Here is a 21,251-nt window from a genome sequence, read left to right as displayed (position 1 = left end):
CATGTTGGTAAGGCGGAGTAAACATGCCGAGCCGCCGGCGCGACCGATCGTTCGCCTCAGTGTCGAGGTGGCCGAACGGGGGAGAATGCCCCCGGGGTCACTCGCCGCGGGGACGAGAGGTGCTTCGGGCGCGACTGAGGAAGATCGGAGTATTGCGTGGATCTCCTACTGTTGACCGCCGATCCCAATCCGGAGTCGGTTCTGCCGTCGTTGGCGCTGCTCGCGCACACGGTACGGGTTGCTCCGACAGAGGTGTCGTCGTTGATGGAGGCGAGCAACGCCGACGTTGCCATCGTGGATGCCAGGACGGATCTGGCCGCCGCCCGCGGCCTGTGCCGGCTGCTGGGCAGCACCGGCTCGGCGGTCCCGGTGGCCGCCGTGCTGACCGAAGGTGGCCTGGTGGCGGTGAACGCCGACTGGGGGCTCGACGAGTTCCTGCTGCCGGCAACCGGACCGGCCGAACTCGACGCCCGGCTGCGGTTGCTGGTGATGCGCACCCGCGGAGTGACCGCCGAAGAGGCGTCGGGCAAGGTGACGCTGGGTGAGCTGGTCATCGACGAGGGCACCTACACTGCGCGGCTGCGTGGTCGGCCACTCGATCTGACCTACAAGGAATTCGAACTCCTGAAGTACCTCGCGCAGAACGCGGGCCGGGTCTTCACCCGGGCGCAACTGCTGCAGGAGGTGTGGGGCTATGACTTCTTCGGCGGCACCCGCACCGTCGACGTCCACGTGCGGCGGCTTCGGGCCAAACTCGGCAGCGACCACGAATCACTCATCGGCACCGTCCGCAACGTCGGCTACAAGGCGGTGCGGCCCAGCCGCGGACGCGCCGGCGGCCCGGACACCACGGTCGACGACCTCGACGAGGACCTCGGTCCGGACCTGCCCGAGGACGTACCCGTCGACCACGAACCCGCAGACGAGGAAATCAGTGCCAGTGGAGGCTGACCACCAGTGACATCACCGTTCGGCGATACGACGATTCCGGATGAGCCGACCGTCAGCGATGCGGTGTCCCCGCAGGTCGCGGCGTACGCGCGTCGTCTGGTGGCCGACGCAACGGAGGCCGACGGGGTGGCGCCGCTGTCCGAACAGGCGGTGCACGCGATCGACGGCACCCCCGGCGTGCGCCACGTCGTGTCGGTGGGCGGGTACGCGAACATCACCCCCGGACGCGACGACGAGCCCGCGATGATCGAGGCGGTGATCGATCCGGAGCTCCGGCGTCAGGGACACGGTAGGGCGCTTCTCGAGGTGGCGTTCGCCGCGGCACGCGCACTCGATGCCGACGGAGCACCCCGGGCGTGGGCCCACGGCGATCTGCCCGGCGCGCAGGCGCTCGCCGCGGCCATGGGTCTGACCCGACGCCGCGAACTGCTGCAACTGTTGCGTACCGGCGGTCGGAGGGGACTTGATCCGCTCGTCGTGCCCGCTGATACCGAGCTGCGCACCTACGCCGGGCCGGCCGACGACCCGGAGATCCTGCGGGTCAACAACGCCGCCTTCGCCTGGCATCCGGAGCAGGGCGGCTGGGCGCCCGAACAGATCACCGAGCGGGTGCAGGCCGACTGGTTCGACCCGGCGGGCCTGTTCCTGGCGTTCGACACCGCCGCTCCCGACACTCTCCTGGGATTTCACTGGACCAAGACGCAGAGCCCGACGCTCGGCGAGGTGTACATCGTCGGTGTCGATCCGGCCGCGCAGGGTCGTGGGCTGGGTCGGTTGCTGACCCTGGCCGGGCTTCACTACTTCGCCGACCGGCGCATCGACGACGTGATGCTCTACGTCGAGGGCGACAACACCGCGGCCCTGCGCACCTATGAGCGGCTGGGATTTGCGCGGCACGCCATCGACGTCGCCTATGGCTGAACCGGTCGCGGGCGTCGACGGTGCGCCGTCGGATCGGGCGACACCGGGACCGCGGGTCCGGAGGTTGGTGCGAGCTGCCGCCACCGTTGTGGGGACGTCGGCGGTATTCGCCTGCGCTGCAGGAGTGTTCGCGCATTACTCCGGACTTGTCAGTTCGACGGCGAGCCGCGTCGCCGCCTTCATCCCGGTGTTGGTGGTCGCCGGCATCGTCGGATTCGTCGTGCTGCTGCTCGCGCGGCGGTGGATCGTCGCCGGTGTTGCGGCTGTCGTGGTGGCGGCCGGCGTGGTGACGCAGGCGCCGCTCTATGTGGGAGCGTCCTCGGCGTCAGACTCCGATCTCGTTGTCATGCAGGCGAATATCTACCTCGGTCAGGCCGACATCGTGTCGCTGGCCTCGACGGTACGGGCCGAGGACGTCGACCTCCTGACCATCGTCGAACTCACCGAGGGTGCGTTGACCGGCGGCCATATTCGGTGCGTACTCCAAGCAGGGATCGACATCTGGATTCTGTCCGGCTGGCCGCTGGCCGCCGAAGCCGAGATCGCCGCCGACCTCCTGCTCCCGCTGCTGAGGAACCCGGCGACCACCGCGGTTGCCTGAGCGTTCCCCTCCTGCCCATCCCCGCACAACCCGACAATCCGCTCGTCGACGGGCGCGTGGCTCGACGGCTGCCCGCTACCCGTCTCGCCGGGCGGTGGCGGCGACGGTCATCTACCCGGATCCAGGTGTCGGGGATGTCCAATTCATCTTCCGTTCACCTTCGGTGCGCGGGCCGTCCATCGGCGGACCCTAGGGTTGTCCCGACCGGGCGCCCCGCGGGGGGTTGTCGTGTTCTGATGCTGGAGGAACCTGAAAGTGAAATTGAGTCGTACGGGTGCAGTCGTCGCCGCGATGGCGGCCAGCTCCGCCCTCGTCCTCGGTGCGTGTAGCAGCAATGCCGACAAGGACAGCACGAGCGCCGCGCCGGCCTCGGCGGTGTCGGATATTCAGTGCCAGGGCAAGCAGTCGCTGAAGGCCAGCGGCTCCACCGCCCAGGCCAACGCCATGAAGATCTTCCAGACCTCCTTCGCCAAGACCTGCCCGGGGTCCGAACTCGCCTACGGCGGCGGTGGCTCCGGCCAGGGCGTGTCCGACTTCAACCAGGGCCTCACCGACTTCGGTGGCTCCGACTCCCCGCTCAAGGGTGACGAGATCTCGGCCGCGGCCCAGCGCTGCAGCTCCGAGGCCTGGCAGCTGCCGCTCGTGTTCGGCCCGATCGCGGTCGCCTACAACGTCGAGGGCGTCGACAACCTGGCGCTCTCGGGTGCGACCCTGTCGAAGATCTTCAGCGGTGAGGCCAAGACCTGGAACGATCCGGCGATCGCCGCCGACAACCCCGGCGTCACGCTCCCGTCGACCCCGATCAACGTGATCTACCGCGCCGACTCCTCGGGCACCACCGACAACTTCCAGAAGTACCTGACCGCGGCCGGCGGCTGGACCAAGGGCACCGGCAAGACCTTCAACGGCGGTGTCGGTGAGGGCAAGCAGGGCAACCCGGGCGTGGGTTCGGCCGTCAAGCCGACCCCCGGTTCTATCGCTTACGTGGAATGGGCCTACGCACAGTCGAATCAGCTGTCGATGGCCAAGATCATCACCGACCAGGATCCCACCGGTGTGGCCCTGACCGCCGAGACCGGTGGCAAGACCATCGAGTCGGCGACCCTGGCCAACGGTCCGGACAACCACAACATGGTGATCGACACCTCGTCCTTCTACAAGCCCACTCAGGCCGGTGCCTACCCGATCGTTCTGGCAACATATTCGATTGTGTGCTCCAAGTACTCTGACACTTCCGTCGGTCAGGGTGTGAAGACCTTCCTCTCGGTGGCCGCCGCGCCGCAGAACCAGGGACAGGAACTCGTCAACGCCGGCTACATCCCGCTGCCGACCGAGTTCCAGCAGAAGCTGCAGGCATCGATCAACGCGATCCAGTAGCAGTACCGACCACCACGATGCGAGATAAGAGTTATGTCTGTGGATGACACCACCGGACTGGGCCGGACTTCGGCGGGCAACCCGTCGGAGTCCGGCCCCACGCCGGACGAGCCCAACCAGTTGCCGCCCGAGCAAGAGCAGGAACTGCAGGAACAGCTCCACCCCGGCCTGAAAAGCCACCGGGGCGCGGTCGGCGACCGCGTCTTCTCCTACCTCGCTCGTGGGACCGGTTTCTTCGTGATCGTGCTGATCGCGGGGATCGGTATCACGCTCGTCGTCGACGCGATCCCGTCGATCGCGGCGAACACCACGACCTTCCTGTTCTCCTCGGAATGGAATGTCGCCCAGAGCAACTTCGACGAGGGCACCGTCAGATTCGGTGTGTGGGAACTGTTCCGCGCCACCGTGCTGACGTCGTTCTTCGCGCTCGTCATCGCCACCCCGATCGCGATCGGCATCGCGGTCTTCCTCGTCGAGTACGCGCCCCGCCGGATCTCCCGTCCGCTCGGTGCGGTCATCGACCTGCTGGCCGCGGTGCCCTCGATCATCTTCGGTCTCTGGGGTATCTACATCCTGGCGCCGTTCATCGCACCGTTCGCCGAATGGCTGAACAGCAGTCTCGGCTGGTTCTTCCTGTTCGGGACCGGTAGCACGTCGATCGCCGGTGGCGGCACCATCTTCACCGCCGGCATCGTGCTGGCGATCATGATGCTGCCGATCATCACCTCCATCACCCGAGAGGTGTTGCGGCAGACGCCGAGTGGCCAGAAGGAAGCGGCCATGGCGCTCGGCGCCACCAAGTGGGAGGTCATCCGGATGACCTCGTTCCCGTACGGCCGATCCGGCATGATCGCCGCCGCGATGCTGGCCCTCGGGCGTGCGCTCGGCGAGACGATCGCGGTGATGATCATCTTGAGCGCGGCCGTCGGACGCCTCAAGTGGTCGCTGTTCGAGGGTGGCGACACCTTCGCCTCGAAGATCGCCCGCGACGTCGGCGAATTCGTCGGCAGTCGCGACACTCAGAGCGCCTACATCGCCGCCGGCCTGGTGCTCTTCGTTCTCACGTTCGTGGTCAACGCGGTCGCCCGTGCGGTCGCCGGCGGAAAGGTGAACGGATGACCATCACAGCCGACGAAGCGGCCTCCGGTGGCGGTCCCGTCAAACAGGCCCCCAGCGCATTCCGCGAGGTCTCGCTGAGCCGCAAGGCCAAGAACAATGCGGCCAAGATCGCCTTCATCGCCTGCTTCGTGCTCGGGGTGATCCCGCTGGTGTGGTTGCTGTGGACCGTCATCTCGCAGGGCGCACAGGCGATCACCGATCCCAACTGGTGGTTCGGCGACGCCTACGGCATCGACACCACCACCCAGTACGGCGCCGGTGTGGCACCGGCGATCGTGGGGTCGATCATCCAGGCATTGATCGCGGCCATCATCTCGGTGCCCATCGCCGTCCTCACGGCCATCATGCTGGTCGAGTACCCGACGTCGAAGCTCGTCAAGCCGGTCAGTTTCATGGTCGACATCCTCGCCGGAGTGCCGTCGATCGTCGCGACGCTGTTCATCTTCACGGTGTTCGTCATCGGACTGTCGATGGGGCAGAGCGCCTTCATGGTGAGCCTGGCACTGATCCTGCTGATGATCCCGATCGTGGTGCGCTCCACCGAGGAGATGCTCAAACTCGTCCCCGACGAATTGCGCGAGGCGTCTTACGCCCTGGGTATTCCTAAGTGGAAAACCATTGTGCGCGTGGTTATTCCGACGGCGCTGTCGGGAATGCTCTCGGGTATCTTCCTCGCGATCGCCCGCATCATGGGTGAGACCGCCCCGGTGCTCATCCTCGCCGGACCGGCCAGTTCGCTGGTGAAGACCAATCCCTTTGAGGGCGGCATGAATTCGCTGCCGCTGTTCATCAAGGACATGTGGTCGGCGGGCCAGCCGGCGTCGTCGTTCTACTACTGGGGCGCGGCACTGACGCTGATCATCATCATCGCCGTTCTCAACGTCATCGCCGCGTTGCTGGCGAAGTACCTGGCGCCCAAGACCAAATAGGCCACGCGGGTTGCGTCGACTCCCGGCGCACACCTCACCGGTCGCATCCACCAGTTCATCCAGACTTCCCAAAGGTAGTGCCATGGCCAAGCGCCTCGACATCAAAGATCTGAACATCTACTACGGCAAGTTCCATGCCGTGAAGGACGTGACGCTGTCGGTGCCGCCGCGCAGCATCACCGCGTTCATCGGACCGTCCGGCTGCGGCAAGTCCACCGTGCTGCGCACCCTCAACCGCATGCACGAGGAGATCCCCGGCGCCTACGCGGTCGGCAGTGTGCTGCTCGACGGCGAGGACATCTACGCCAAGGAGGTCAATCCGACCGCGGTGCGCACCACCATCGGTATGGTGTTCCAGCGCCCGAACCCGTTCCCCACGATGTCGATTCGCGACAACGTGGTGGCGGGTTTGAAACTGCAGGGCATCCGCAACAAGTCCGAACTGAAAGAGGTGTGCGAACGCAGCCTCAAGGGCGCCAACCTGTGGGATGAGGTCAAGGATCGTCTCGACAAGCCCGGTGGCGGCCTGTCCGGTGGCCAGCAGCAGCGTCTGTGCATCGCCCGCGCCATCGCGGTGTCGCCGGATGTGTTGCTGATGGACGAGCCGTGCTCGGCGCTCGACCCGATCTCGACGCTGGCCATCGAAGACCTGATGGGTGAACTCAAGAAGGACTACACCATCGTCATCGTCACCCACAACATGCAGCAGGCCGCCCGCGTGAGTGACCAGACCGCGTTCTTCAACCTCGACGGCGTCGGCAAGCCCGGTCAGCTCGTGGAGATCAATGACACCGAGACGATGTTCTCCAACCCCACCAAGCGGGAGACCGAGGACTACATCTCGGGCCGTTTCGGATAGGCGGAGCCGTCCACCTTCGGCGCCCCTCGACACAGAAATCCCCGATCGCCCACGGCGGTCGGGGATTTCTCACATGTTGAGGTAGAGGATCACCAGCAGTGCGAGCAGCGACGCGATCACGCCCCCATAGATGACGAGCTGTCGGGCACCGAGGTGATGGTGTCCGGTGTCATCGTCGTCGGACACGGCGTTGAAGTCCGGTTCGGCGGGGTAGCGCAGGCCCATGGGCAGTTACCCTAATCGCTCGCCGATGTGCGTCGCACATTCTGAGACGATGTACCCCACGCGGCCGTATCAGTGGTCGGGGTCACAGGGGGTGGGGACGACGATCGGCGCCGACGAAACGCGACGTCGACGCCGATCAGCGGTCGGAAAACCGGGGGAGAATCAGACCTCGAGGTCCTCGAGGGTCTTGCCGGTCGCCTGGAAGACCACCCGCCGGCCGATGAGGACGGCGTGGTCGGCGAAGCGCTCGTAGTAACGCCCCAGCAGGGTGATGTCGACGGCGGCGGCGACGCCGTGATTCCATTCGCGATCCATCATCACCGTGAACAGGTGACGGTGCAGATCGTCCATCGCGTCGTCGTCCTCTTCGAGGCGCGCGGCGGCCTGCGGATCCAGGGTTTCCAGCGCCTCACGGGCGTTGTGCGCGAGGATCACCGCGAGCCGACCCATCTCGGCGAAGTACCCGGCGACCTCTTCGGGGAGGGCCTTGGCGGGATGGCGGCGGCGGGCCACCTTGGCGACGTGCAGCGCCAGGGCGCACATGCGGTCGGCGTCGGAGACGATCTGCAGGGCGCTGACGATACCGCGCAGATCCCCCGCGACCGGATTCTGCAGCGCCAGCAACGCGAAGGCCTGCTCCTCCGCCTTCGCGGTGAGCTCACTCATCCGCTCGTCTTCACTGATGACGTCTTCGGCGATCGAGAGATCGGCCTGAAGAAGGGACTGGGTGGCACGTTCCATCGCCGAGCCGGCGAGGTCGCACATCTCACCCAGAATGGCGTTGAGAACGCGCAGTTGTTCCTGGTAGGCGGTACGCATGTATCAAGGCTACTGGGTCCGGGGTGCCCAGTCCCTCTTCTGGGCGGTGAACTCCCAGTGAACGCCTCAGGAGCACGTGGTGTCGCCGGCGTTGGTGATCGCCAGATCGTTGGGCAGGTCGCCGGTGTTGGCGGCCGGCGGCAACGATGACACCGACAGCGTGGTGCCCACCGACGGCGCAGTGCCGACCGTACCGTCGAACTCCGATCCCAGGATCACCTCGACACCGGAGCGGACGGTGCGATCGAGTTGGATCGAGGCGCCCGGGAACATCTCGGCCAGAGTCGCCGCGGAGTCCTGGGAACCGGTGCCGTAGCGGATCACGGTGTCGGTGCGGTTCTCCGACGCGTCGGCCACGCCCTGCACGTTGAAACCCTGCGCGTAGAGCTGATCGGAGACCTCGCTGGCGCTGCCGTCGCGTCCGGTGCCGTTGAGCACCCGGACCTCGACGTTGCCCGGATTCTGGGCGGTGGCCGAGACGTTCGTGGGTGCGGCCGTGGTGGTCGTCGTCGACGTCGATGAACTCGAGCTGGACGTCCGTTCGGCCTGCTCGCCGGGCAGCGGGTCGTCGTTGATGATCGCGTTGAACAGCGCGTCGATCTTCTCGGTGTTGGGCAGTTCGTTGTTGCTGCCGTCGGTCGCGGTGCCGTCGGTGGGTATCGTGATGAACGAGACGCGTCCCGCCTCGATGCCCTGCATCGATTCGGCGAGCTTCAGCAACGACTCGGTATTGACGTTGTCGACGTAGCTGTAGTCAATGAACGTGTTGACGATCGAGTTGAGTTTGCTCGGATTGGTCAGCACGTTGCCCGACAGCGTCGATCGCAGCAGCGACGACATGAACAGCTGCTGGCGTTTGATGCGCCCGTAGTCACCGTTGCCCTCGGTGGACACGGTCCGTGCCCGCACGTAGTTCAGTGCGCGTCGTCCGGTCAGTTTCTGTTTGCCGGGCTTGCGCAGGATCTGACCGAGTTCGTAGTCGTAGAGCGGCTGCGTGGAGCACACCTCGACACCGCCGACAGCGTTGACGACCTTCTCGAAGCCGTAGAAGTCCATCGCGATGAAGTGGTTGATGTTCAGACCGCTCATCTGGGTGATCACACGCACCAGGCATTGCGGCCCGCCGAGGGCGTAGACGCTGTTCAGCTTGACCTCGGTCTGTGCAGGCAGCGGATCGCCGTAGGAGCCCTTGTCGTTGTCCCACTGCTGGCATTCGGGCTGATCGACCTGCAGGTCACGCGGGAACGAGACGGCCACGACGCGGCTGCGGTCGGCCGGGATGTTCACCAGGATAACGGTGTCCGAGCGGGCGCCCTCGGCGTCGGCGGTGGTGCCGGCGCCGACGTCGCCGTTCTGGCCGCTGCGGGTGTCGGTGCCGACGATCAGGTAGTTCTCGTCGCCGTACTGTGCGTTCTTGTCGCGGATGTTCGCGTCGTCGGGGTCGACGGCGATGATGTTGCGCCAGTTACCGTTCCACGACTTGAGATATCCCCACACGAATCCGGTGCCGACCAGCGCCATGATGCAGGCGACCGAGACCAGGATGCGCCCGGTCATGGTGGCGTTGCGGCTCAGTGATTGTTTGCGGGTCCGTGCGGCGAGTCGACGCGGTCGGGACCGGGCGACCGTGGTCAGATCCGGGGTGCGCTCCATCGGGGCAGCGGCGACCGTCTCGGATGCTGCGGTGGCCGGAGCCGGGGCGACCGGTGTGAAGGCGTCGTCGTCGGTGGGGGCTGCGGTCGCGGCGACGGCCTCGGTGGGCGTGTTGTCGGCGGGGGCGTCCTGGGTTCCCGTGGAGGATTCGCCGCCGGCGGTCTCCTCGGGCGCGACGGGGCCGGGGACCGGTTGTCCGCCCTGCGCGCGGGACTCCTCGATGGCCCGGCGCGTCGTCGCGCGATCGGACAGGTCGGGTCCCGGGCCGTCGGCGCCCACCGGTGGGATCTTCTGCGTGACGTCGTCGCCCTCGACGCGCGGTATCGGCGGCAGCGCCGTGGTGGGGGCGTCGGGACGGGGAGGCTGGGGGCGGTGTTGCTCGGGACGGGGCGGGACCGGCGGCTGATTGCTGCGGGCGGGACGGAAGCGTGAGCGGGCGGTCGGGATGGCCTGGGTCGGCGATTCGTCGGCGGGACCGCCCTGGTGGGCGCGATTGGCGTCGGGATGCTCGCCGGCGGCGTTCATCTGTTCCATCAGCTCGCGCACGGTGATGCGGTTGCGGCCGCGGACGAAGCGGTCGGCGGAACGTGGTTCGCGGAGGCGATCGGATTCGGGGGTCTCGCCGGCCGGTGGTGCGGCGAACATCGAACCGAGGTCGTCGCCGGAAACGCCACGGTTCTCGCGACGGCGTCGCCCGCCGGCGGTTTCGCGCCCGGCGGTGGGCTCGTCGTCGCCCGATGCGCCGCCCCTGTTACGCGTCCAACGACTCAACTGACAGATCCTTATCCCCCGCTACTTGGTGAACCACGGCGTCGGGGGTTGACGCCTGCGGCACGTACCTCTGGTGGAACCTGCCGCGGCAGGGCCTTGCGACATCGTACTTGGTCGAGGCTGAGAGGCATCCTCAGCTCACGGCTCGGGTGATGTCCGACGCCCTTCTCCGTCGTTGACGGCGCTCTGTTTGCCGTTGACAGCGCTTCGCTCGATGCCGACAGCGTTCAGATGTCGGGCACATGAGCGCTGTGAACGACGTGGCGAGCGCTGTCAACGCGGGACAGGGCGCTGTCAGTGATGAGGAGAGCGCTGTCAACGCGGACAGGGCGCTGCCCACGTGGCGGAGGAGCGGCGACTCAGCCGCCGGAGTGCATGACTTCGGCGCCCTCGGGGACGACGTCCTCGTACGGGTCGTCGAGCCATCCCTCGGGGAGGGCGACCTTCGCGGGTGATCCCTGCCGGCCGCGTGGGCCGTGGCCGTCCTCGGGGAAGGGGGCATCGGCCGGCAGTGACGTGACGAGTTCACGTAGCTCGGCGAGCGTGGTCACCAGGGAAAGGCGTTGCCGCAGATCCGAACCCGCGGGAAAGCCACGTAGGTACCAGGCCACGTGCTTGCGGATCTCGCGCATCCCCTTGTCCTCACCGTGATGATCGGCGAGGAGTTGACCGTGGCGGACGATGATCGCGGCGACGTCGCCGAGTGTCGGTTGTGCCGGTGCCGCCAGACCGTTGAGCTCGGCGGCGAGTTCGGCGAACAGCCACGGCCGGCCCAGGCAGCCGCGTCCGATGACCACGCCGTCGCAGCCGGTCTGGTTCATCATCGCCACCGCGTCGGCCGGTTCGAAGATGTCGCCGTTGCCGAGGACGGGAACCTCGGTCACGTGATCCTTGAGCCGGGCGATCTCACCCCAGTCGGCCTCACCGGAGTACCGCTGGGATGCGGTACGCGCATGCAGTGCAACGGCTTTCGCTCCCTCCGCGGCCGCGATACGTCCGGCGTCGAGGTGGGTGTGGTGATCGTCGTCGATACCGATGCGGAACTTGACGGTGACCGGGATATCGGTGCCCTCGACCGCGCGGACGGCGGCGGCGACGATTTTCTGGAACAGCACCCGCTTGAACGGAATGGCCGATCCACCGCCCTTACGGGTGACCTTGGGGACCGGGCAGCCGAAGTTCATGTCGATGTGGTCGGCGAGGCCCTCGTCGACGATCATCTTCGCGGCCTCGTAGGTGTAGCGCGGGTCGACGGTGTAGAGCTGCATCGACCGCGGGTTCTCGTCGGGGCCGAATGTGGTCATGTGCATCGTGACCGGGTGCCGTTCCACGAGTGCCCGGGCGGTGACCATCTCGCAGACATAGAGTCCCGACACGGTCCCGGTGCGCGCCAGCTCGAGCTCGCGGCACAGCGTCCGGAACGCCACGTTGGTGACGCCGGCCATCGGGGCCAGCACGACGGGGCTGGCGAGTTCGATGGAGCCGATACGCAGCGGCGTCGCGCGGGTGGCAGACGACAGCGCACCGGCGCCCTCGGTGGAGATGGAGGGCGCCGGCGCGGTGATCGGGTGCGTGGTGGTGCTCAGGATGCCTGCCGTTCCCGCTTCTTGGCCTCACGGGCGAGTGCGCGGTCGCGCATCTCCTCGAAGCGAATGGTGTCCTTCTCGAGCTGCTCGAGGAAGGCGGCGAGCTCCTCACGGGTCTTCTCGCCCTCGGCGCTGAAGTCCTCACGCTCGAAGACATTCCACTTGCGCAGCACCGGCTGCACGACCTCTTCGAGGTGCTGACGCAGGTCGTAGATACCGTGCTTGGCCATCAGCACGCCGTGGCGACGGAAGTTGGGCATGCCGGCGCCGGGCATCTGGAAGTTGGTGACGATGTCGGTGACCGCGCGCAGTGTCTGATCCGGGGCGAGGTCCATACCTGCCCCGCAGATGTTGCGGTAGAAGATCATGTGCAGGTTCTCGTCGGCCGCGATGCGCTGCAGCATTCGGTCGGCGATCGGGTCGTTGCAGGCCTTGCCGGTGTTGCGGTGGCTCACGCGGGTCGCGAGTTCCTGAAAAGTCACGTAGGCGACGGAGTGCAGGATGCCCAGTTCGTCGGCGTGCTCCTCCAACTCGTCCATGCGCCCGGCGGCCGCCAGCATCGGGTCGTAGCCGTTGGTCATGTGGACCATGCGATCGGCCTCGAGGGCAACCGGGTCGACGCCGCGGGTGACCACGAGGTAGTCGCGCATCACGATGCCGTGCCGGTTCTCTTCGGCGGTCCAGCGGCCGACCCAGTGGCCCCACGCGGAGTCCATGGAGAAGTTGTCGGCGATGACGCGGTGATACGAGGGCAGGTTGTCCTCGGTGAGGAGGTTGGTGATCATCGCGGCCTTGGCAACCTCGTTGAGCTGCGACTGCTCCGGGTCGTAGTCGCTGCCGCCGAGTGCTGCGTAATTACGTCCCTCATCCCACGGGATGTAGTCGTGCGGATTCCAGTCACGCGCGGTCTTGAGGTGACGGTTCACGTTCTCTTCGGCAACCGGAGCGAGTTCCTGTAGGAGCTCCAGCTGAGTCAGTGCACGTGCCATATAGATTCCTCCGAACGGTGGTCGCATGCGTTGTGGGTTCGGTGCGCACGCGCGTAGGTCAAGGGACCAGGCTACGGCACCGGGCCGGGTCGGCCCAAGTCTCGACCTACGGGGGCGTAACCGAACCGTGTGGGTTGTCGTCGTCGGGGTGCCGGGCGTTACGTGCCCGGTTCCGACTCACCATCGTGCGTGGATCGAATCCGACCGTCCACCCCGCAGTCCGTACTCACAGGGGATCGGCAGGTCATCGTCGCGCGGCAAACGCCGGCCCGATCCGTCGCATCCACTTCTCCGCGCTGTCGTCGAGAGTACCGAGGTCGGCGGCCTTTTCGCACCATTTCATGGCCGCCGCGCCGAACTCGAGAGGGTTGTAGACGTCTTCCTCGACCGACCACAGGCCCTCACCTACATAGGTGAGGATGGTGATGTTGGTCGCAGTGATCAGGGTCCCATCGCCAGGATCGCGCATCGGATTGTCGACCTCGCAGATCACCCGGGCCGTCGTCGGGTCCGAGACGTGCCAGAGTGCGGGGAATCCCGTCATGTGGCTGCCGGGGAAGGTTGTCATCGTCTTCCAGATCCAGGTGCGGATCTCCTCACGTCCGTGCATGACGCCCAGGGCGTGCTCGATGTAGGTGGCGTCGACGGTGAACATGTCGGCGAAGCGATCCCAGTCGCGGCCGACGCCGACCTCGGCGACGGTTCGCTGGAACGCGGCGAAGGCGTCGTCGAGTTCTGCGGCGGTGAAAGTGGCACCCATGAGGCACACACTAGAACGTGTTCCAGTTCTCGACCGGGTATCGACGACGATTCGCCAATCTCGACAAGTGGTGGGGATCCGCGACGCAGGAGAGCAGAATGGTTGTGATCGCCGAGTGACTGCTCGGTGACGTGAGGGCTGGAACCGGAGGTCCGCAGTGCAGCGGTTGAGTGGGTTGGATGCGTCGTTTCTCTATCTGGAGACCCGGTCCCAGCTGATGCACGTCGTCGGAATCATGGAACTCGACCCGTCCACGATTCCGGGTGGCTATTCCTTCACCCGGATGCGCAATCAGATCTCGCGTCGGGTCGCCGGAATGCCGATGCTGCGGCGCAAGCTCGACAACTCGACCCTCAACATCGATCACCCGGTGTGGGTGGAGGACGAGCGTTTCGACATCGACCGGCACGTGCATCGGGTCGCGTTGCCGGCACCGGGCGGCAATCGGGAACTGCACGAACTGTGCGGGCATCTGGCCGGTCAGACCCTCGATCGCGGAAAACCGCTGTGGGAGATGTGGATCATCGAGGGCAGCGCCGACGGTTCGCTGTGTGCCTTCCTGCGCATGCACCACGCGAGTGTTGACGGTGTCACCACTGCCGAGGTGCTCGGGCAACTGTGCACCCTGACCCCGGACGAGGACGAGGCCGATTCGGCGAAGTTGCAGGAGACCGCGGGCGGGCCCAATCGCACCGGTATGGTGATCTCCGGCGCGCTCAACTACTTCGTCGGCCGCCCGATCGCGATGGCGAAACTGATCCCGCAGACGGTGTCCGTACCGTTCGAATGGCTGCGCCGCTCCCGCTCGCACATCGGCATGCCGGCACCGTTCGCGGCCCCGCGCACGGTGTTCAACGGCCCGATTTCGCCGCATCGCAGCATCGCGACGACCCAGCTGTCCCTCGACGACGTCAAACGGGTCAAGAACCGTTTCGGGGTGAAGGTCAACGACGTCGTGCTCGCCATGGTGGGCGGCGCACTGCGCGAGTACCTCGACCGTCACGACGATCTGCCCGATCAACCGTTGGTGGCGCTGGTACCGGTCTCGGTGCACGACGCCGACGAACGTGACCTCGTGGTCAACGGCACCAACAAGGTCACCGGGATGTTCACCGAACTGCCGTCGGACGTCGCCGATCCCGTCGCCCGGCTGGAACGTGCCGGCGAACTGTCCCGGCGTGCCAAGGAACATCACGCCGACATCGACGCGAACATCCTGCGCGCCTGGGCGCAGTTCGCGCCCGGCACCACGATGTCGACGCTGATGAAGTTCTACGGCGACCGCAAACTCTCGATGAATCACCCGCCGGTGTACAACGTCACCGTCTCCAACGTCGCCGGACCGGATTTCTCGATGTACTTCTGCGGAGCCAAGGTCACCGCGGTGTACCCGCTCGGGCCGATCTTCCACGGGTTGGCGCTCAACGTGACGGTCTTCTCCGTCGACGGTCACCTCAACGTCGGCATCCTCACCTGTCCCGACGAGGTACCCGACGTCGACGAGATCGCCGAGGCCTTCGAAAATCAGCTCAAGGCATTGATCGAGGCGTGCGACGACTGACCGATACGCTTATCACGTGTCCGTCTATGACCATGGCTTCGCACGCGTCGCCGGAGCCGTTCCGGTGGTCCGTATCGCCGACCCCCGCGCCAACGCCGAGGCCACCATCGAGCTGATGGCCGACGCCGCTGCCGACGGCGCCGCGTTGATCGTCTTCCCCGAGATGGGGCTGTGCGGCTACAGCATCGACGACCTCGTCCAGCAGGATGCCGTCCTCGACGGGTGCCTGCAGGCGTTGGCATCCGTCGTCGACGCCAGTGCCCGATGCCCGGCGCTGGTGGTGGTCGGGGCGCCACTCGTGGTCGGCGACGGGCTGTACAACTGCGGCGTCGTGATCCGCGACGGGCAGATTCTCGGCGTCGTGCCGAAGTCGTATCTGGCCAATTATCGGGAGTTCTACGACAAGCGCTACTACAGTGCCGCGCGTGATGCGCCGACCGACTCGGTGCGGCTCTTCGGCGCGGATGTGCCGTTCGGTGCCGACCTGATCTTCGTCGCCGACGATCTGCCCGGGTTCGCGGTACATGTGGAGATCTGCGAGGACGGCTGGGTGCCGATCCCGCCTAGCGTGTGGGCGTCGTTGGCCGGTGCCACCGTGCTGGCCAATCTGTCCGGCTCGCCGGTCACCGTGGGTAAGGAGTCGTATCGGAAACTGTTGAGCACCAGCCATTCCGCGCGGTGTATCGCCGCGCACCTGTATGTGGCGGCCGGGTTCGGCGAGTCGACCACCGATCTGGCCTGGGATGGTGACGCGCTGATCACCGAGAACGGGTCACTGCTGACGCGCAGCCGGCAGTTCGAGATGGGCGCCCAGATCATCAGTGCCGACATCGATCTGGACCGCCTTCGGCAGGAACGTATGCGAATGACCAGTGTGCGGGACCAGGTCGGGGACCACCGGGAAGCTCTCAAAGGCATGCGGCGTGTGTCATTTACGTTCGGTGACATCGCTTCCGGTTCCGCCGCAGGCATGCTGCGACGCCCGATCCCGCGCTTTCCGTTCGTGCCCAGCGGTACCGCGGATCTCGATGAACGTTGCCGCGAGGTGGGCAACATCCAGGTGCAGGGGCTCGCCGCGCGACTGCGGGCGACGGGACTGGAGAAGATCGTCATCGGCGTCTCCGGTGGCCTCGACTCCACGCTGGCGTTACTGGTGGCCGTCGACACCTTCGATCGACTCGGTTTGCCGCGCACCAACATTCTCGCGTACACGATGCCGGGATTCGCCACCGGCGACGCCACCTTGCGCCGGGCACACGTGTTGATGGATTCGCTGGGGGTCAGTGGTTCCGAGATCGACATCCGGCCGTCGTGTGAGCAGATGCTGGCCGATCTCGGCCATCCGTTTGTCAAGGGCGAGAAGGTTTTCGATGTCACCTTCGAGAACGTGCAGGCCGGCGAACGCACGTCGCACCTGTTCCGCCTGGCCAACCACCACGGCGGGATCGTCCTCGGTACCGGTGATCTCTCCGAACTGGCTCTCGGCTGGTGTACCTACGGTGTCGGCGATCAGATGTCGCACTACAACGTGAACTCCTCGGTGCCCAAAACCCTTGTCCAGCATCTGATCCGCTGGATGATCGGCAATGGCGACTACTCCGCTGAGACCACCGGTGCGTTGACCGAGATCCTCGCCGACGTGATTTCGCCGGAGCTGGTGCCACCCGGTGAGGACGGCGCCATCCAGTCCACCGAGGACGCGGTGGGACCCTATGAACTCCACGACTTCTTCCTGTATCACCTGACCCGTTTCGGCTACCGCCCCAGCAAGATCGCCTTCCTCGCGCGACAGGCGTGGGGTTTACTCGACCGTGGCGCGCAATGGGATCGGGAATCGATCGACGCGCACAACGTCTACGACGACGAGACGATCGAGAAGTGGCTGTCGGTGTTCTGCGAGCGATTCATGGGCAACCAGTTCAAGCGCACCGCCATGCCCAACGGGCCGAAGATCGGTTCGGGTGGATCGCTGTCGCCGCGCGGGGACTGGCGCTCGCCGTCGGATGCATCGGCACGGGCCTGGCTGGATGAACTGCACGGGAACTGATCCCAGGGCCGGGTGGGTCTGTCGACCTACAACCCCAGATCCTTGGCGATGATCGTCTTCATCACTTCGCTTGTGCCGCCGTAAATCCGGGAGACGCGGGTGTCGGCGTACAGACGGGCGATGGGGAATTCGGTGATGTAGCCGTAGCCGCCGTGCAACTGCAGGCACTTGTCGATGACCTTTCCCGCGGTGTCGGTGGCGAACAGTTTGGCGCGTGCGGCGTCGGCGACGGAGAGCTCGCCGGCGTTATGCAAGGTTAGTGCACGGTCGACGAAGTGCTGGATCGCCTCCACCTCGGCCGAGCACTCGGCGAGGACGAACTTGGTGTTCTGGAACGATGCGACCGGCCGTCCGAAGACGTCGCGTTCGCGGGTGTAGGCGAGCGCATGCTGCAGGGCCGCGGCCGCCGTCGCCGACGAACCGATCGCGATCGTCAGTCGCTCCTGCGCGAGATTATGTGTGAGGTAACGGAATCCGGCGCCCTCATCGCCGAGTCGATCCTCCACCGGGACCCTCACGGAGCTGAACGACAACTCGGCGGTGTCGGAGGCCTTGAGGCCGATCTTCTCCAGCTTGCGGCCGACGGCAAAGCCCTCGGAGGTGGTGTCGACCACCAGGATCGTCAGTCCGGCACGACGGTTGTCGGGATCGAAGGGCGAGGTGCGGCAGACCACGAGGATGCGGTCGGCGAGGGCGCCGCCGGTGATGAAGGTCTTGGCGCCGTCGAGGATGTAGTGCGTGCCGTCCTCGGTGAGCCTGGCCGTTGTCGAGATGTTGGCGAGATCGGATCCGGTACCCGGTTCGGTCATGGCGATCGCGAACATCAGGTCGCCGGAACAGAATCCGGGCAGCCACCGCTGCTTCTGCTCCTCGGTGGCGTACTCCATCAGGTACGGCAGGATCAGGTTGGCGTGCACCGAATAGCTGCCGAAGGTCACCCCGGCCGCGGCGCATTCCTCACTGATCACCAGGGAGTAGGTAAAGTCGTGTTCGCCGCCGCCGCCGTACTGCTCGGGTGCCTCGATGCCGAGCACGCCGAGTTCGCCGAGCTTGTTGTAGAACTCGCGGGGCGGATGCCCCTGCTTCTCCCACTCGTGATGGACCGGCACCACCTCCTTGGCGATGAAATCCCGGATGGTCTTGCGGAAGGCGTCGTGATCCTCGTTGAAAACGGTGCGCTGCATGTGTTCTCGCCTCTCAGTTGGTCCGGTACTCGCGGAGAAGTCCCTTGGAGATGATCTGCTTCTGGATCTCGCTGGTGCCCTCACCGATCAGCAGGAAGGGAGCCTCACGCATCAGCCGCTCGATCTCGAACTCCTTGGAATAGCCGTATCCGCCGTGGATGCGGAAACTGGCCTGGGTGACCTCGGCGCAGTATTCGCTGCACAGATACTTGCTCATGCCGGCGGCGACGTCGTTGCGTTCGCCGGAATCCTTGAGCCGTGCGGCATTCACCATCATCAGATGCGCCGCCTCCACCTTGGTGGCCATCTCGGCCAGGCTGAACGCGACCGCCTGATGTTCGGCGATCGGCTTGCCGAAGGTGCGTCGCTGCTGGGCGTAGTCGATCGCCAACTCGAAAGCGCGTTGCGCCACACCGCATGCCCGGGCCGACACGTTCACCCGACCGACCTCGACGCCGTCCATCATCTGCGCGAACCCGCGGCCGGGGGCGCCGCCGAGGATGTTGTCGGCGGTGGTGTGATAGCCGTCGAAGACGAGCTCGGTGGTGTCGATGCCCTTGTAGCCCATCTTCTCGATCTTGCGCGGAATGGTCAGTCCCGCAACCACTTCGCCGAAGCCGGCGGGCTTCTCGATCAGGAAGGTGGTCAGGTTGTGGTGCGGTTTCTCGGCACCCTCGTCGGTTCGGACCAGCGCGGCCACCAATGTCGACGACGCGCCGTTGGTCAGCCACATCTTCGCGCCGTTGATGGTGTACCCGCCCTCGGTGTCGCGTTTGGCGGAGGTCTTGATCGCCGCCACATCCGAACCCAGATCGGGTTCGCTCATCGAAAAGGCACCGCGCACCTCACCGGTCGCCATCCGCGGGAGCAATCGCGCCTTCTGCTCCTCGGTGCCGTGCTGACGCAGCATGTAGGCGACGATGAAGTGGGTGTTGATCACCCCCGACACGCTCATCCAACCGCGGGCCAGTTCCTCGACACACAGGGCGTAGGTGAGCAGGGACTCGCCGAGTCCGCCGTACTCCTCGGGGATCATCAGGCCGAACAGGCCCATCTCCCGCATACCGTCGACGATCTCCTGCGGGTAGGTGTCGGTGTGCTCGAGCTCCTGCGCGTTCGGGATGATCTGGGTGTCGACGAAGCGGCGCACGTTGGCGACGATCTCGGTCTGGATATCGGTGAGTCCCAGGGTCTGGGCGAGGCGGGCCATGGTCACAGCATGCCCCGCGAGGCAGGTATCAGGAACGTGGTCTCCGGCTAACGCTCCGATAGGGCCAGACAATGGATGACCCGGAAACCACCGGGATTCGGCGCCCGACCTGCGCATATAGGTTCGGCCTTCCGGCTCCATCGCCAACTTGGGCATTGTCGGCAAAACGGACCGTCGGTTCTGATGGGACTGCGGCTGTGATCCAGCGCACTCATTCGAGCATCGGGTGGCGCCGCCACACTCGCTCCCGGATCTCATCCCCGCCGCCAGAACCCCCGGAGGACCCCATGACCCTCGCCGCCCCCGACGGCACTCCCGAACCGACGACCACGCTCGCCACGGCCCCGTCCACCACCGACATCCCGGCCGCCACCCCCGCGGGTGGCTCGGCCGGTGGTTTCGGCGAATCGCGTCGCACCGCGTGGGGACTCACCGGCCTCCTGGTGGCGCTCTACGTCGTCAACTACGCCGACAAGGCTGTCCTCGGCATCATCGCCCAGCCACTCGCCGACGAGATCGGATTGAGTTCGGCGCAAATCGGTTTGGTGGGCAGCCTGTTCTTCCTGACCTTCACCATCGGCGGCTTCTTCGCCGGACTGCTCAACCGCTGGCTCACCCTGAAATGGGCGTTGATCCTGCTCGCGCTGTGTTGGGGGGTGGCGATGCTGCCGCTGGTGGCGGTCGCGTCGTTCGGTGTGCTCATCGTCAGCAGGTTGCTGCTCGGCCTGGCCGAGGGACCGAGTTCGGCGCTGCTGCACACGGCCGCCTACTCGTGGCATCCGCCCGCCCGGCGTGGTGTGCCGTCGGCGTTGCTCGCGGGCGCGGCATCGATCGCCAAGATCGCCATCGCCCCCGTCCTGGCCGTCGTCACCGTCAGCCTCGGCTGGCGCGCCGCACTGATCTGCCTGTCGGTGGCCGGGGTGGTCTGGTGCGTGGTCTGGCTGGGTACGTGGCGTGAGGGTCCGTACACCAAGGGTGGTGTGAAGAAGGCGTCGGACGACACTGGTGCCACCGAGGTGGCCGAGGAACCGACGGTGCCGTGGCGCCGGATCGTCACCTCACGCACCTTCGTCTTCGGGGCGCTGCTGGTGATGAGTGTGTACGCGCTGGTCACCGTCGTGCTGACCTGGCTGCCGTCGTACTTCGAGGTCGGCCTCGGCTACAGCCGCGTGCAGGCCGGATCGATGTTCGCGCTGCCCTCGATCGTCGGTCTGATCCTGATGCTGGTGTCGACGTCGGTGGGCGATCGGATGCTCGCGGCCGGGTCGTCGTCACGCAAGGTCCGGGTGATCGTGCCCGCGGCCGGGGTCCTGTTCTGCGGTGCGATGCTGGCGCTGCTGCCGTCGATCGGCACCCCGATCGTCGCCGTGATGGTGGTCTCCGTCGGGTACGGATTCGCCGCGATCGTCTTCCCGCTGCTGAACTCGGCGATCTCGGAGATCTGCCCGCCGCGCCAGATGGCCGGCACCCTGGGCGCGTTTCTCGCGGTGATGGCCATCGGCGGACTCATCGCGCCGTACGCCACCGGGCTGATTGTCGACGCCGCCTCGAGCAAGGCCGCGGGCTATGCCACCGCCTTCCAGATCCTCGGTCTCGTCGCCGCGGTGACCGCGGTGCTGGCGCTGATCTTCGTCGATCCCGACCGCGACAAGAGGGCGATCCGGACCACGGTGTACGCCGATGCGTGAG

Annotated in this window: 18 protein-coding genes; 10 read left to right on the top strand and 8 right to left on the bottom strand. The window is 66.2% G+C overall.

Annotated elements, in window-relative coordinates:
* The first annotated feature begins 156 nt into the window (after positions 1–156).
* The 7 genes from ACWDPV_RS05170 (at position 157) to pstB (ending at position 6,757) form a co-directional block, all read left to right on the top strand.
* A complete protein-coding gene (locus ACWDPV_RS05170; RefSeq protein WP_449742047.1) occupies positions 157–951 on the top strand; it encodes a winged helix-turn-helix transcriptional regulator in 795 nt (264 codons plus the stop codon).
* A 33-nt stretch (positions 952–984) separates the two neighbouring features.
* Complete coding sequence (mshD, locus tag ACWDPV_RS05165) at positions 985–1,872, top strand: mycothiol synthase (RefSeq protein WP_449742431.1); 888 nt, start codon at positions 985–987, stop codon at positions 1,870–1,872.
* Positions 1,865–2,473 (top strand): hypothetical protein, encoded by a 609-nt coding sequence (locus tag ACWDPV_RS05160; RefSeq protein ID WP_449742046.1) that lies wholly within the window; start codon positions 1,865–1,867, stop codon positions 2,471–2,473. Before mshD ends, ACWDPV_RS05160 begins: the two co-directional genes overlap by 8 nt.
* Before the next feature lie 255 nt (positions 2,474–2,728).
* Complete coding sequence (pstS, locus tag ACWDPV_RS05155; protein ID WP_449742045.1) at positions 2,729–3,850, top strand: phosphate ABC transporter substrate-binding protein PstS; 1,122 nt, start codon at positions 2,729–2,731, stop codon at positions 3,848–3,850.
* 33 nt (positions 3,851–3,883) lie between these two features.
* Complete coding sequence (gene pstC, locus ACWDPV_RS05150) at positions 3,884–4,969, top strand: phosphate ABC transporter permease subunit PstC (RefSeq protein ID WP_449742044.1); 1,086 nt, start codon at positions 3,884–3,886, stop codon at positions 4,967–4,969.
* Positions 4,966–5,898, top strand: coding sequence for a phosphate ABC transporter permease PstA (pstA, locus tag ACWDPV_RS05145; protein WP_449742043.1), 933 nt, complete (start codon positions 4,966–4,968; stop codon positions 5,896–5,898). Before pstC ends, pstA begins: the two co-directional genes overlap by 4 nt.
* An 82-nt stretch (positions 5,899–5,980) precedes the next feature.
* On the top strand, positions 5,981–6,757 hold the full coding sequence (pstB, locus tag ACWDPV_RS05140; RefSeq protein WP_449742042.1) for a phosphate ABC transporter ATP-binding protein PstB: 777 nt from the start codon (positions 5,981–5,983) through the stop codon (positions 6,755–6,757).
* Between the two features lie 69 nt (positions 6,758–6,826).
* On the opposite strand, the gene ACWDPV_RS05135 is transcribed toward pstB, so the two are convergent.
* The 6 genes from ACWDPV_RS05135 to ACWDPV_RS05110 form a co-directional block, all read right to left on the bottom strand.
* A complete protein-coding gene (locus ACWDPV_RS05135; protein WP_348804781.1) occupies positions 6,827–6,982 on the bottom strand; it encodes a hypothetical protein in 156 nt (51 codons plus the stop codon).
* A gap of 162 nt (positions 6,983–7,144) precedes the next feature.
* A complete protein-coding gene (phoU, locus tag ACWDPV_RS05130) occupies positions 7,145–7,801 on the bottom strand; it encodes a phosphate signaling complex protein PhoU (RefSeq protein WP_449742041.1) in 657 nt (218 codons plus the stop codon).
* A 66-nt stretch (positions 7,802–7,867) separates the two neighbouring features.
* A complete protein-coding gene (locus tag ACWDPV_RS05125; RefSeq protein WP_449742040.1) occupies positions 7,868–10,225 on the bottom strand; it encodes an LCP family glycopolymer transferase in 2,358 nt (785 codons plus the stop codon).
* Positions 10,226–10,584: 359 nt separating this feature from the next.
* On the bottom strand, positions 10,585–11,769 hold the full coding sequence (dusB, locus tag ACWDPV_RS05120) for a tRNA dihydrouridine synthase DusB (protein WP_449742430.1): 1,185 nt from the start codon (positions 11,767–11,769) through the stop codon (positions 10,585–10,587).
* Between the two features lie 38 nt (positions 11,770–11,807).
* The gene (locus ACWDPV_RS05115; RefSeq protein ID WP_449742039.1) at positions 11,808–12,800 is read right to left on the bottom strand and encodes an acyl-ACP desaturase; all 993 of its coding nucleotides are present in this window, start codon (positions 12,798–12,800) and stop codon (positions 11,808–11,810) included.
* A 244-nt stretch (positions 12,801–13,044) separates the two neighbouring features.
* Complete coding sequence (locus tag ACWDPV_RS05110) at positions 13,045–13,560, bottom strand: nuclear transport factor 2 family protein (RefSeq protein ID WP_449742038.1); 516 nt, start codon at positions 13,558–13,560, stop codon at positions 13,045–13,047.
* Between the two features lie 157 nt (positions 13,561–13,717).
* Here ACWDPV_RS05110 and ACWDPV_RS05105 point away from each other — a divergent pair, with 157 nt between their 5' ends.
* Both ACWDPV_RS05105 and ACWDPV_RS05100 read left to right on the top strand, forming a co-directional pair.
* Positions 13,718–15,121: a WS/DGAT/MGAT family O-acyltransferase gene (locus tag ACWDPV_RS05105; RefSeq protein ID WP_449742037.1), complete on the top strand. Its 1,404-nt coding sequence runs from the start codon at positions 13,718–13,720 to the stop codon at positions 15,119–15,121.
* A gap of 16 nt (positions 15,122–15,137) precedes the next feature.
* Positions 15,138–17,168 carry an NAD(+) synthase gene (locus ACWDPV_RS05100; protein ID WP_449742036.1) on the top strand — a complete coding sequence of 677 codons (2,031 nt, stop codon included), beginning with the start codon at positions 15,138–15,140 and terminating at the stop codon, positions 17,166–17,168.
* A gap of 26 nt (positions 17,169–17,194) precedes the next feature.
* On the opposite strand, the gene ACWDPV_RS05095 is transcribed toward ACWDPV_RS05100, so the two are convergent.
* Positions 17,195–18,352, bottom strand: coding sequence for an acyl-CoA dehydrogenase family protein (locus tag ACWDPV_RS05095; RefSeq protein WP_449742035.1), 1,158 nt, complete (start codon positions 18,350–18,352; stop codon positions 17,195–17,197).
* Positions 18,353–18,365: 13 nt separating this feature from the next.
* Complete coding sequence (locus ACWDPV_RS05090; protein WP_449742034.1) at positions 18,366–19,562, bottom strand: acyl-CoA dehydrogenase family protein; 1,197 nt, start codon at positions 19,560–19,562, stop codon at positions 18,366–18,368.
* A gap of 287 nt (positions 19,563–19,849) precedes the next feature.
* Here ACWDPV_RS05090 and ACWDPV_RS05085 point away from each other — a divergent pair, with 287 nt between their 5' ends.
* A complete protein-coding gene (locus tag ACWDPV_RS05085; RefSeq protein WP_449742033.1) occupies positions 19,850–21,250 on the top strand; it encodes an MFS transporter in 1,401 nt (466 codons plus the stop codon).
* The last annotated feature ends 1 nt before the right edge of the window (position 21,251 follow it).

It is taken from the genome of Gordonia sp. NPDC003504, assembly GCF_053587995.1.
This window is presented reverse-complemented; position numbering and strand designations above follow the sequence as displayed.